9 protein-coding genes are annotated in these 13,172 nt (G+C 72.7%); 2 read left to right on the forward strand and 7 right to left on the reverse strand.

What is annotated here, in order from left to right; all coding sequences use genetic code 11:
* Positions 1 to 177 precede the first annotated feature (177 nt).
* From DVH02_RS16870 to DVH02_RS16895, 6 genes are all read right to left on the reverse strand, one after another.
* Positions 178 to 582 (reverse strand): pyrophosphohydrolase domain-containing protein, encoded by a 405-nt coding sequence (locus DVH02_RS16870; protein WP_114624636.1) that lies wholly within the window; start codon positions 580 to 582, stop codon positions 178 to 180.
* A gap of 25 nt (positions 583 to 607) precedes the next feature.
* Positions 608 to 829 (reverse strand): ferredoxin, encoded by a 222-nt coding sequence (locus tag DVH02_RS16875; protein WP_114624637.1) that lies wholly within the window; start codon positions 827 to 829, stop codon positions 608 to 610.
* Positions 830 to 835: 6 nt separating this feature from the next.
* A complete protein-coding gene (locus DVH02_RS16880; protein WP_114624638.1) occupies positions 836 to 2,038 on the reverse strand; it encodes a cytochrome P450 in 1,203 nt (400 codons plus the stop codon).
* Positions 2,039 to 2,061: 23 nt separating this feature from the next.
* Positions 2,062 to 2,808 carry a class I SAM-dependent DNA methyltransferase gene (locus tag DVH02_RS16885; protein WP_114624639.1) on the reverse strand — a complete coding sequence of 249 codons (747 nt, stop codon included), beginning with the start codon at positions 2,806 to 2,808 and terminating at the stop codon, positions 2,062 to 2,064.
* A gap of 276 nt (positions 2,809 to 3,084) precedes the next feature.
* Positions 3,085 to 4,251 (reverse strand): YcaO-like family protein, encoded by a 1,167-nt coding sequence (locus tag DVH02_RS16890; protein WP_147286069.1) that lies wholly within the window; start codon positions 4,249 to 4,251, stop codon positions 3,085 to 3,087.
* On the reverse strand, positions 4,248 to 5,336 hold the full coding sequence (locus DVH02_RS16895) for an aKG-HExxH-type peptide beta-hydroxylase (protein ID WP_147286070.1): 1,089 nt from the start codon (positions 5,334 to 5,336) through the stop codon (positions 4,248 to 4,250). The genes DVH02_RS16890 and DVH02_RS16895 overlap by 4 nt, the downstream gene beginning before the upstream one ends.
* Before the next feature lie 807 nt (positions 5,337 to 6,143).
* Between DVH02_RS16895 and DVH02_RS16900 the strand changes: the two genes are divergently transcribed.
* The gene (locus DVH02_RS16900) at positions 6,144 to 7,178 is read left to right on the forward strand and encodes a LacI family DNA-binding transcriptional regulator (protein WP_114624642.1); all 1,035 of its coding nucleotides are present in this window, start codon (positions 6,144 to 6,146) and stop codon (positions 7,176 to 7,178) included.
* A 229-nt stretch (positions 7,179 to 7,407) separates the two neighbouring features.
* Here the strand turns inward: DVH02_RS16900 and DVH02_RS16905 are convergent, their stop codons facing one another.
* Positions 7,408 to 8,220, reverse strand: a complete 813-nt coding sequence (locus DVH02_RS16905; RefSeq protein ID WP_114624657.1) for an alpha/beta fold hydrolase — start codon at positions 8,218 to 8,220, stop codon at positions 7,408 to 7,410.
* A 322-nt stretch (positions 8,221 to 8,542) separates the two neighbouring features.
* On the opposite strand from DVH02_RS16905, the gene DVH02_RS36765 reads away from it, so the two are divergent.
* Complete coding sequence (locus tag DVH02_RS36765; RefSeq protein ID WP_114624643.1) at positions 8,543 to 13,099, forward strand: discoidin domain-containing protein; 4,557 nt, start codon at positions 8,543 to 8,545, stop codon at positions 13,097 to 13,099.
* Positions 13,100 to 13,172: the final 73 nt, after the last annotated feature.

A 13,172-nucleotide genomic window follows, 5' to 3' on the forward strand; every position in this document is an offset into this window, starting at 1 on the left:
GGAGGGGGACGGGCGGTGTGGGCGGTGCGGGCGCTCTGTCGCGGCGGCTGGAGCGGGACCGATGGGGCGGGCGGTGGCTGTTCAACTTTCTGTTGAATCTGTTTCCCGCGCGTTGCGATCCCCCTACGGTGCGGTTGCGCCCCGCACCCGCGCTTCCCGGCGCTTCCCTCTGCTCCGCTACGCCTGCGGCCGGGACCAGCCCTGGCGCTCCAGTACGGCGGCGACATCGGGCGCCTGGTAGTGGGGGCCCTTGAGCACCTTGCCGTCCGCGCGCCGGACCGGCAGGCCGTCCGGCCCCGGCTTCGTCATGTTCGCCCGGTGGATCTCGGCGATCACCGCGTCGAGGTCGATCCCGTGGAGGAGCGCCGTCCCGTACGCGACGTACACGACATCGGCGAGTTCGTGCGCGAGGTGGTCGAGCGAGCCGGCGGCGGACGCCTCGGCGACCTCGGCCACCTCCTCCGCCAGCAGATCCTGCCGGTGGGCGGCGAGCGCCGGGGAGACCTCCGTCGGCCGGAGGCGGACATCGAGTCCGCAGGCCCGGTGGAACTCACGTACACGGTCGGCGGGGGAGGTACTCATTCCCCGGATCGTACCCGCGTACGGATCAGGCCGGGGCAACCCCCGCCCCCGGTACGAGGGAGATCGCCTCCACCGGGCACAGCGCCATCGCGTCCGCCGCGTCGGCGTCGGGGGCGCCCGCGTCCGGGCGCGCGATGGAGCGGCGGTCGGCGGCGAGGAGGAAGTGACGTGGCGCCGTGGCGGCGCACAGCCCCGACCCGATACACAGGGCCCGGTCGACGACGAGACGTTCGGCCTCCGGCGGCATCCGCCGTCACCAGCCGACCGGCAACGACCGGGGCGAGCGGCTGCTCAGGCCGCGCTTCCAGACCGCGGGCCCGGCCGCGTACAGCGTGGGAAAGGCCCGGGTCAGCCCCGCCAGCGCCTCCTGGAGCTGCACGCGGGCGAGCTGCGCGCCGACACAGAAGTGGGCGCCGTGACCGAAGCTCAAGTGGGAGCGGACCTCGCGGGTGAGATCGAGCAGATCGGGCTGCGGGAAGGCACGCTCGTCGTGATTGGCGGACGCCAGCACGGCCAGCACGCCCTCGCCCTCCCGGATGATCACATCGCCCAGAGCCACGTCCTCCTCGGCCACCCTGAGATTGCCGCTCACCGTGCTCTGCGCGTAACGCAGCAACTCCTCGACCGCGCCCGGAATCAGCTCGGGCTCGCGGCACAGCCGCTCGTAGCGCGCGGGCTCGGCCAGCAGCAGATGCACCATCCCGGCGAGCCGGTTGGCCGTCGTCCCGTATCCACCGGACAGCAACACCACGCAGAAGGAGAGGAGTTCCTCCTCGCTCAGCCGGTCACCGTCGTCACGCGCCGCGATCAGGGCACTGAGCAGGTCGTCGTCGGGGTGCGCGCGTTTGGTGCGCAGGAGACCGGTCAGATAGCCGGTCATCTCGTCCACCGCCGACATCACCCGCGCGTCCGCCATCGCCGTGACACTGCGCAGCGCGTCGCACCAGCCGTCGAGCAGCTCGCCGTCCGAGCGCGGAGTGCCGAGCAGATCGCAGATGACGGCGAGCGGGAGCGGCCGGGTGAAGTGGGTGACCAGATCGGCCGGGCGGGGCAACGGCGCCAGCCGCGCCAGCAGTTCGCCCGCCAGCGCGGCGATGTCACGGCGCATCGCCTCGGCGCGCCGCCCGGTGAGCGCGGGCGCGACGAGCTTGCGCAGCCGGGTGTGGTCGGGCGGATCGGCGGCCAGGATGGAGTTCGGCAGGGTGGTCGTACGGTTGACCCGGGGCCCGTCCCCCCGCGTGGCGCGGGCCCGGCTGAACCGGGGATCCGACAGCACCCGGCGGACATCCGCGTGCCGGGTGACGAGCCACGCCAGGTCTCCGGAGGGCAGCCGGATCCGGGCGACGGGTTCGTCGCGGCGCAGCCGCGCGAACTCGGGCAGCGGGTCGAGCCCGTCCCGGTGCGGGAAGGGGAACGACCGTATCTCACCGGTCCGTCGCCGCCTGCGGTGCTCCATGGCTTCTCTCCTCCGGTCCGGTGTCACGGCCGCTCGTACACGGAGACCTGCGCGGCGCTGTCCCGGGTGAAGGGCGCGCCGCTCCAGTCGGCCCAGCGTTCCTTGAGCCGCAGACCTGCCCGACGCGCCATCAGATCCAGTTCGCCGGGGCCCGTGTACCGGAAGTCGACGCGCAGATGACGGGTGCGGCCGTCCGCGTGGATGACGTAGTGCGAGTGGTAGCGCCGCACCGACGGATCGAGTCTGCGGTAGCACAGCACCAGATGGTCATCGCCCTCGGAGACGATGTCGGGACCGGTGGCCGCCGCCAGCGCCTCGGGAACGTGCGCGTCGAGGGCGAACAGCCCACCCGGCTCAAGACGCTGGGCCACCCGCTCGAAACAGCGCGACTGGCTCTCCTGGTCGGCCAGTTCGCCGAAGGTGCCGCCCGCGAGATAGACGAGCGTGAACCGGCCGGTCACCGGTACATCGGCGAAGTCCCCCATGGTGACGGGGAGATCGGCCCCCGACGGCTTGGCGCGCAACTGGCGGACCATGTCCTCGGAACCGTCGATCCCGTGCACCGACAGGCCACGCTCCCGCAGGGGCAGCGCGATCCTGCCGGTGCCGACGCCCAGCTCCAGCACCTGCCCGCCACCGGACAGCGCGGCGAGCGACACCAGCGCCTCCACCGTCGCTCCGGTGGTTCGCGGCTTCCCGAACCAGCGGTCGTACTCGTCGGCGAACTCCGTGGCGTAACCGGCACGGGGACGCTCTCGGACGGGGCGCATACGGCTCCTCACTACGGCTCCTCACTCGGATGTTCCTGATGGGGGATGTCGCTGGGGCGGGACTTCCCGGACACGCCCCAGGGCCTCCCGTTTGGATCATGCAGGGCTCGCGAGCCCTGGCACCGCGCCTCGCCGCGTTGTCGTCACTCATCCCCAAGGTCTCGGTTTCGCTCGACCAGGGGAGACCCCATCCGCTCCGCGTGGGCCTCCTCCTCCGCCTCGCGATCCACGGCACCGGACCCCGCTCCCTCATCCGGCCTGATCCAAACGAAAGACCTAGCCGAAGGGGTGGGGATGGCCGGGACCCGGCCCCGAGGGCAGCGGCAGCGCGCCCGGCGCGAGCACACGCACCACCCGGACCCCGGCGTCCCGGGCGGGCTTCCCGCTCGTCTCGACCCACAGCACCTGCTGTCCGGTGTGTTCGGCCAGCACACTCAGCGGATCCGTGCGGGCACGCTCCGCCGCTCCCGCCGCGGCGCCCTCCCCGGCCGGTCCGTGCCGCCGCGGCGCCGGGTCGCACCGTACGTTCCACAGCGCCAGACTGTCCTGCCGGTGGTAGGTCCACAGGGCGTGCTGCACGGCACCGATCGGCGGCCCCTCCCCGCGCCACCGGTCCCAGGTGCGGCGCGCGACCGGACTGTCCATGCTCCAGCGGACCATGACCGCCTCGTACGCGGCCTTCTCGATCAGCGCGCCGAGGGTGTCGGACGGCCCGCAGCGGGCTCCGAACGCCTGCCCCGAGCCGTCCGGCCGGTGCAGACACACGACGGCGCACGCGGTACCGCCCGGCGCGGGCAGCACGAACGCCGTCGTCGCCAGCCCCCGGGCCCGGACCATGCAGGCCACCGGCCCGCCCACACCATCCTCGACCCGGCGCGGCCGGTCCCCGGCGAGCCCGTACCAGCTGCGCCGTACGAGATCACGCTCCAGCACCTCCCAGGCGGCGTGTCTGGCCGCCGCCAACCGGTGCGGGTGCGCGGCGATGCCGGTGGAGCCCGCCGACGGTTCGGCGGCGCACCCGGCCGGCGGGCGGTGGTGCAGGAAGACGGCGGCCGCCGGGACGTACCGCTCCTCGCCGCCCGCCGTGTGCGCCCGGATCCACAACCTGCGGGCCCGCGGCCGTACGGACGGCCTGCGCACCGGGACGCCCCGGCGCACCAGCTCGTCGTAGCTGGCGACCGTCCCACGGCTCGCCTCGGCCTCCCGCCCGGCCAGCACATTGCCCATGCGCTCCAGCAGTTCGCCCCGCGCACCGGTCGCCACCAGGCCCCGGTCGTGACCCGCGGCGCTCCCGACGAGCACGGGCTCGCCGCCCGCCGCGCTCGTGCCCCCGAACACCGGCGAGCGCGCGGCGACCCGCGCGAGCAGCAGCTCCGGAGTGTCCGGGTAGGGCGTGAAGACCTGCGGCGCCCACGCGCTCACCTGAGGTCCCGGCGTACTCACCGGCTCCTCCGCGTCACAGCGGCACACTCGTCGAGCAGCGCGCGGCCGGTGTCCGTCAGCGCCCCGGAGTGCGCGGTCAGTGTGTCCACCGCCTGCCGCGCGGACGCCGTCAGCCGCGCCTCACGTGCCACGACGGCCCGTTCCGCCCTGGCGGGCATGCGCAGCACGGCCAGGGCGGCCAGCCCCCGGTAGAGGAGGACACCGCGCGCGAGCACCACGGTCTGCTGGAAGAGGCCGCTCAGCGGGCGGGGATCGGCGCGCAGGGGAGTGGCGACCCGCAGCGCGCCGGGAGCCGTCCCGCCGGACACGGAGGCACTACCGGACACGGAGGGCCCGCCGGACACGGAGGGCCCCTCACCCGCCGGGTCCGGCAGCAGGAACGGCTCCGTCACCGCCGCCGCGTTGCACCGGTTGTGCGTGCCCTCGTGCACGAGCGCCTCCGCGCAGCGCACCGGCCCCGGCAGCCCCGAGGCGCTCGTCGTCAGCCGGTCCCGGTGGACGAGGACCACGCCGTGCACGGTGAAGTCCGTGAACCCGTCGATCGCGTCACCGTCGAGCAGGGCCACCTCGGTGACCGTCTCCGCCAGCTCGCCCGCCATCTCGGGCCATACCTCGGCGAGCAGATCCATGGCCCGTACCAGTACCTGCCGCCGCTCCGCGTCCCAGGCGACGACACGGGCGGTGACCGGAGCGCCGTCCCGGCCCGTGCGCGCCGGGACGGACCGCAGGGCGCGGGCCACACTGCGCCGCAAGTGCTCCTGGGGTTCGGCGGGTCCGAAGGCGGGCGGTCCGTCTCCGGCGAGCGGACCGAGCAGGGCGGCGAGCGACGCACGCGGCTCCCGCGACGGTGGCCGCGAGCGCAGCGCGCGCTGCGCGGTGTGCACCGCCTCGACGGCGGCGGGCCGGCGCAGCATGTCGTCGGAGACGGACGCCGCGGTGAGCGTGGGCTCCCGCTCCCCGGAGCCGCGGGGCGGGCCGGACCGCGCCGACTCGCCGAACTCCACCCGGTCGAGTACGGCGCGCATCCGCTCCAGCACCTCCCGCCGGTCCTCGACGGCTCCCCGTACATCAGCCTCGACATGCACCGTGCGTCAACTCCCCACTCCACTCCGCGGCCCGGATACGGGACGCGCGGCGGACCCGGAGGCCCGCCGCGCGGTGCGACGACGTGTGTCACTCCCCGTCGACGTCGGGAACGTCGACCATGAGGGCCAGCTCGGGGAGTTCCGTCTCCTCGACCTGCGTGATCTCCTCGTTCATGACTGCTCCCTTCACCGCACCGGCCCCGCCGTTCGCGGCGGGTCGTCACCGGCAGCCGTCATCGTGCGGCAGCGTCTCCGGGGCCGCCAGCACGCCCAGGCAGGGACTGGGTATATCCGGACCGGTATGAAAAGTCCGGAACGGGTCTTGTCCGTTGTGCCGGAAAGGAGTGTTCCGTTTCGACGCGCCGGTACGGGCGCGCGACGGCCGCCCGTTCGGGTCGTCCGGGCAGGCCCGCACAGCCCGGTCGTGTCCGGCAAGACGGACACCCCGGCCGTGCGCGCGGCGGCGGCCCGGCCGAGGTTGGTCCGGAACCGCCGTCTTCGGGGACGCTGTCGCGCAGCCGATCCAACCAGCGTACGCCGGTGGTGAGTTGAGCGCGACGGGTGCGCGCCCCTTCGCCTTTCGGCCCGAGGGGGGGCGGTCGCGGAGGCGCGCGTCCCGGCCGGGTCCCGGGAGCGGCCGGGAGCGTCCCGACCGGAACCGGGCTAGTCGATGGAGAACGGTTTCTGGGGAAGGGGGTGCGGCAGTGGCCTTGTTCACCCAAGTCTCCAGCGCGTCGAGGTCTTCACGTGATCGGTCACCCAGCCGTAATATAGAAACCGATTGCTGTAACGCGGAGAGGGGAAACGATGGTGCGGACCGGCGCCGCCGCGCGGCCGACACTGGCGGTCATAGCCAGAGAGGCCCGGGTCTCGGTGCCCACGGCCTCGAAGGTGGTGAACGGCCGGGAGGACGTGGCCCCCGAGACCCGCCGCCGGGTCACCGAGGTGCTGGACCGGCTCGGATACGTCCGCAGACCCCGGGGTGCGGCGGTCCCGGTACCGTCGCTGGTGGACGTCGTGGTGCACTCCCTGAGCAGCTCCTGGACCGCTGCCGTCCTGCACGGGGTCGAGGCGGCGGCCGACGGGGCGGGCCTGGACGTCGTGGTCTCGGCGGGACTCGCCCGGTCGCGCGGGTGCGGGCCCGACCGGGGCCGGCTCCAGCGGCTGGCTCTGCGCGGGACGGCCGGAGTGATCTTCTCCATGGCGGAGCTGACACGGTCCCAGTACGCCTGGCTGGAGCAGCATCGTATTCCCTTTGTCCTCATCGACCCGGTGGTGGAACCCCCGCCCCGGGTGATTTCGGTCGGCGCGGACAACGTGGGCGGCGGGACCAGTGCCACCGGGCATCTGCTCGCGCTCGGCCACCGCCGTATCGCGTTCATCGGCGGCCACCGCCACGCGCTGTGCGGACGCGACCGGCTGGAGGGGCACCGCTCGGCGCTGGCCGAGGCGGGAGTGCCGAACCGTCAGGCGTACGAGAAGTACGGTCGTTTCAGCACGGCCGAGGCACGCGACCGCGCTCTGGAACTGCTGGACCTGCCCGAGCCGCCGACCGCCGTCTTCGTCTGCTCCGACACGATGGCGCTCGGCGTGTACGAGGCGGCGGCGGCCCGCGGGCTGCGCATCCCGGACGACCTCAGCGTGGTCGGCTTCGACGATCTCCCCGAAGCCCGCTGGGCCACCCCCGCGCTGACGACGGTCCGCCAGCCGCTCTCCGACATGTCCGCCACCGGGCTGCGGCTCCTCGTCCGCCTCATGGAGGGCGACCGGCCGGACACCGCCTTCACCGAACTGCCCACTCGGCTGATCGTCCGTGCCAGCACCGCGCCACCACGGCCTTGACGCGGACGGCCCGCCCGCCGTACCGCCGTACCGCCGTACCGCCGTACCGCTGTCCCGCGCAGCCGCACCGCTGTCCCGCGCCGCAGAACGCGCGCGGTGTGTCGCGCGGGTGACGCGCGGTACGGCCGGTCCGGGACGGGGCCCGGCAGCGGAGTTCCGGCGACGGACCGGCACCCCCCCCGGCGACCGGAGCGATCGTCGCGGGCATCCCGGGCACCGGGCCCGCCGCTCAGCGGGCCGGGTCGGCCGGGCTCTCCAGCCCCGCCGTCCAGGAGTCGACGAGGGCGACCAGCCGGTCCGGCTCCTCCTCGTGCAGGTAGTGCCCGCACTCCGGCCAGACCTCCACCCGCGACCCGGCGGGCGCGACCGTGCCGCGCTCCCAGGCCGCGGGCGCGGGCCGTGAGTAGACGGCCAGCACCGGGCAGCGCCGCCCGGCCAGATACGCCCGGCAGGCGGGGCGCGGTCCGAACGCGTCCGGGGCCAGATACATCCCGTCGCGGCAGCGCAGCAGTACGCCCGGATCCATGGCGCCCATCAGCGTCTCGTGCCGGGCCCGCAGCGCCGCGTGGGCACCGGGGCGGAAGGCGCCGCCGACGAAGCGCACGGCCCACGGCGCGCCCTCCGCGCGCAGGGCCCGCTGCTCGGCGGGCAGCCCCGCCAGCTCCGCCTCGTCCGCTCCGTACGCCGGATCTGCCACCACCAGCGCCCGCACCAGCTCCGGGTGTTCGACCGCGAGCGCCGTCACGACCTGTCCGCCCATGGAGTGGCCCACCGCGACCACGGGACCGGTGCCGAGCGCGCCGAGGAGCGCCGCCAGATCGGCGGCGAAGTCCCGCGGGCCGTACCCCTCGTGCGGGACGGCGGACCGGCCATGGCCGCGCAGATCCGGTACGAGGACCCGGCGGCGGCCCGCCCAGGCGCGCAGGTGGGGTTCCCACTCCGCGCCGTCGCCGCCCCAGCCGTGCACCAGGAGCAGCGGCGGTCCCTCGCCGCCGCGGTCCGTGTACTGGAGGGCGACGCCGTTCACCGTGATCCGGGGCATGCCGGTCATGGTGCCCTGAGCGGCGGCCCGTGTCACGCGCTGCCCGGCGCCGCTTCCCACATCAGCGCTCCCTCAGGAAGCCCTGATGGTGGCAACCGGTCTCTAAGTAGGTCCGACGGTGTCCGGCGCTGTCATCGGTTCGAAATCCCGTGCGTGACCACGGAAACCGCTTGTCATGGAAGTTTTCCGTGTACGACATCTTGCTCATCGCTCCACCCCGGCCTACTTTCCGTAGAGACCGATTTCTAAGCCGCTGTGGCGGACCCGAGTCGGGCCTCCCCCCTCCCCTCCTCCGAGCACCGTGAGAAAGGAAGCCTCCGTCATGCCGAGCGCAGAACTCAGCCGCCGGAACTTCGTCCAGATAGCGGGTGCGGGCACCGCCGTCGTCGCCACGAGCAGCTGGCTCTGGCAGTCCGCGCCCGCCGCGTACGCCGCCGAGTCCACGGGGAGCGCCTCCGCCGCGACGGAACGGGCCGGGCTGCTGGACCGGCTCGCCCTCGGGGACGGCGCGTCGGAGAAGGCCCACGGACTGACCACCGACGGCAGCGAGATCGTCACGGACGCCCGCAAGGTCAGGGCCAGGGTCGCCACCCCCCTCGAACCCGCCGCCGCGCGCGGCGGCGAGCTGCGCTTCACGATGAGGACCGACCCCAGGGCGCAGAACTATCTGACCCTCAAGCTGTGGGGCGAGGACGGCTCCGCGTACACCACCCTCGCCTACATCAACGGCGAGCAGATCGGCTACCGCCGCAACCACGACTACCCGGCGATCAGCTTCGGATACACCAACCAGGTTCCGGGCCGCTACTACTACTCCACGGTGATGCTCCCGCTGGAGATGACCCGCGGCCGGTCCGAGGCCGAGATCACCCTGCGTACCTACGAGGGCGGCTTCTCCGGCAAGGTCACCGGCGACTCCCGCCCGTACTACGCCGTCTACACCCACACCGCCGCACAGCTCGACCTGTCGGGCGAGGGCCTCACCACCTACCGGCCGCCGACCGCGACCGCCGCCGACCTCGGGGACGCCGAGAAGCAGCGGCTCGTCGACAGCTTCCGGACCACGCAGATCGCCCTGTTCGACCGGCTCTCCAGCCAGGTCGACACCGCCGCGGCCGGCACGATGTCCATCGTGCGCTATGTCGACGAACTCCGTTATTACGCACAGGTGCTGACCACGCCGTGGTCACCGGCCGCCGACGACGCCGCCAAGAAGACCGCCCTGCTGCGGATCTTCAAGACCATCGACAACCACGTCAAGGACTACTACGGCAACACACGGCTCGTCCTGCGCGGCGGCCACCAGGGCGACTGGGGCGGCTACTACGGGGCGCTGGGGGAGGCCCTCTACCTCGTGGAGAACCTGATCACCGATCAGAAGATCTACGGCAAAGCCGCGTTCACGGCCTTCCTGGACGAACCGTTCACCACCGGAACGCAGGACGGCGAGACCTCCCTCAAGGACGTCGACTTCGACGGCGGACGGCTGACCCGGCGCGCCGCCTGGGGCCGCTGCCTCAAGGCGAACTTCGACTTCGCGCGCTCCCGGCTCTCGTACATCTACAACCAGATGCTCTACACGTACGAGGGCGCCTGGAAGGCCCACGAGGGGCTGCGCGTCATCGGATCCGCCCACTACCAGGGCCGCGCCCGCAGCCACGCCGTCCTCGGGGAGTCGCTCGGCCTCGTACCGTTCCTCGGCGAAGAGGTGCTGGTCGGGCCCGAGGGCCAGGAACTCGACCTGTTCCACTCGCTCTTCTACCACGACGGCACGGCGCGCTTCACCGACGACTACGTGAAGATCGTCGGCAAGGGGCTGGCGAAGAGCAAGCTCGACCGGTCGGGCAAGGTGGTGCGCAGGCTGCCCTACGGCACCCACTACACAGGCATCACCGCCGCCGGGCTGACCCGCGAGAACACCTACGTCGGCAACTACGGCGAGGCGTCCCGCTACCTCGGTGAGTACTTCTTCAAGACCTGGGGCCACCGGGGCGACGAGGAACTCAACGACAACATCCTCAAGCTCGCCCTGCGCAACATCCACGCGCGCGGCTACACCCGCTACGCCTCCGTCGACGACCGCGGACACCGCGTCATGCGGATCATCGGCTCCATCGACGAACGCAACTGGTACTGGCCAGGCATCCCCGCCTACGGCGCGCGCGTCAACGAGGGACAGTCGCTGTTCACCGCCGGGTTCGAGCCGCACATGGCCGAACACGCCGAGCGCTACCGGGGCAAGGAGTGGGACCCGTACTGGGAGTACGCCCGCGAGGCCGTCGGCTTCGCCCAGCAGCAGCTGGCGGACCGGCAGTACTTCAACGAGTTCGACAAGGCCACCGCCAACCCCAAGGCCGACATGCGGCTGCCCGCGACCTACGCCCATCTGACCGGCGGGCGCGCCCGCCACAGTCGGTTCGGCTCGGCACAGGCCGGTGAGGTCATGCCGCAGACCGACTTCCGCGCCTACACCGCGGCGGAACTCACCGCGCTCGGGGTACGGGCCGCGCGGTACGAGCGGTTCGCGTGGGCCGACGTCGACAACATGTTCATCTCGCTGCGCGACGGCGACACCAGGATCTTCGGCTCCCTCTACCAGAGCAACCGGGGCGTCGCCGGAAACGGCCGGCTGCACGTCATCACCCCGACCCACGAACACATCGCGCAGATCCAGACCAACGGACTGTTCCAGTACCGGGACTACTACGCCCGGATGGACGCCATCGACGCCGACTTCATGGAGGACATCAACACCGGCGACAACTGGGCCCCACAGGCGCTCGCCGGGGAGATCTGCCCCGTCGCGTACCAGCCGGGCGTCGGCACCGTCAGCCGCGAGAACTTCGAGGTCGACAACCCGTACTCCGGCTACACCGACTTCCTCACCGCGCGCTACGGGCAGTACCTCTTCGGCGTCAACACCACCCGCGCCGCGTACGGGAACAAGCAGAGCTACCGGCTCGCCGTCCCCGCGAGCCACCGCGGGGCCACCGTCCTCGACCTGGTCTCCGGCCGGAAGCTGCCGGTCTCGGGCGGCCATGTCACCGTCGCGCCGTTCACCGCCGTCGTCCTGAAGCTGTCCGACACGGCGACGACGGCGCTGCTGCCCTCCGTCGTCCGGTACGTGACCGCACTGCCCGCCGACACCTCCGTCACCGTCGCCTGGACCCCCACCGCCGGAGCCGCCACCTACACCGTCCGGCGCGCCACCCGCGCCGAGGGACCGTACAGGACCGTGGCCACCGCCGTCACCGGACTGTCCTGGCGCGACACCCGGGTGCGGCAGGGCGAGCGCTACCACTACACCGTCACCGCGGTGAACGGCGCCGGTACCGGCTGGTCCTCCTGGCACGTCGGGACCGCGCTCGACGCCCCCGTCTCCCGCAAGCTCACCGGAACCGGCTGGCGCGACGACCGGCTGGGCACCCAGCGGCGCGGCACCACCTCCGTCAACGGCGCCACGATCGCCGTCACCGGAGGCGACGGCACCGGGCTCGGCAAGGGCGACGACTACATGGTCGCCACCCGGAACATCGAGGACTCCCTCCTCTTCGTCAGCCGCCCCCTGACCGGCAGCGGCACGGTCACCGCCCGCGTGGACGACCACAAGGGGGCCCTGACCGGGCTGATGCTGCGGGACCGTATCCACACCGACACCCGCTACCTCTACTTCGGCGCCGACGCCACCGGCAAGCTCGTCCTCGCCAACCGCACCCGCGACAGCCGCCACGACTGGCAGGACGACGTACGCTCGCCGCTCGACGCGGGCATCTCCGGCCTCACCGTCGCCGACCACCCTTATCTGCGGCTCGTCAGGGACTACGAGTCCCACCAGGTCATCGCCTTCGCCTCCGCCGACGGCACCACCTGGACGTACGCGGGCGCGCTCTTCACCCCCTTCCCGTACGCGGTGCACGCGGGCGTCGCCTCGACGGGCAGCGCGGTCCTCGGCACCGTCAAGGTGACCGACACCGCCACCGGCCTGCTCCAGCCGTACGTGGCCGGGCGCACGGCGGACCGGTTCACCATCGCGTGGAACAAGCCCGAGGACGCCGTCGGCTTCACCCTCTACCGCGCCGCCGACGCGAAGACCGCCGCCACCGACCCCCGCACCCGGCCGGCCGGCTGGGAGAAGGCCGTCACCGGCACCCGCGAACGCTCCTACACGGAGCAGGAACTGCGGCACGGCACACGGTGGTTCAAGGTGGTCGCGGCGCTGCCCGGCGGCGCCACCCGTGTCTCCGAGTACAGCGCCGTCGCGGTCGCCGAGAACCTCGCCGAGGTCATCGCGCGGGCCAGGAAGACCGACGCGTCGCAGTGGACGAAGAAGAGCCACGCGGCCTTCACCGCCGAGATCGACCGGATCGAGGAGGCGGACGGCGACCAGGAGGCGCGGATCGACGCGGTCTACACCGCCTACGCCCTGCTGGTCTCCACCGACACCCTGCTCCGTCAGTTCAAGGTCACCAGGGAGATGGTCGAGGCGTCCACCATCGAGTGGCCGGGCACCGGCACCAAGGCGTCCAACGGCTGGAAGGCGTTCGACGGCGACACGGCCACCTACACCGACACCCTCGCGGCCGAGAGCTGGATCGACGTCGACGCGGGCGCCGCGGGCCCCGTCACCATCGACAAGATCCGCCTCCACCCGCGCACCGGACTGGAGACCCGCGCCAACGGCACGGTGTTCCAGGGCTCGGACGACGGGCAGAACTGGACGGACCTGCACACCGTCAGCGGGGTGAGCACCGCTCAGTGGTACGAGGTGAAGCTCGGCCGCACGGCCTCGTACCGCCGCATCCGCGTCTACGACAACCACAGCGGAAGCGCCAACCTCGCCGAGATCGAGTTCTGGTACTACCTGCCCGACGAGGAGTGACACCGCCCGGACGGCAACCAATGACCCACCGGTGACGACAGCGGGTGGGGAGCCATGACCATGGCTCCCCATC

The organism is Streptomyces corynorhini (assembly GCF_003346515.1).
In the GTDB taxonomy this organism is placed as follows: Bacteria; Actinomycetota; Actinomycetes; order Streptomycetales; family Streptomycetaceae; genus Streptomyces; species Streptomyces corynorhini.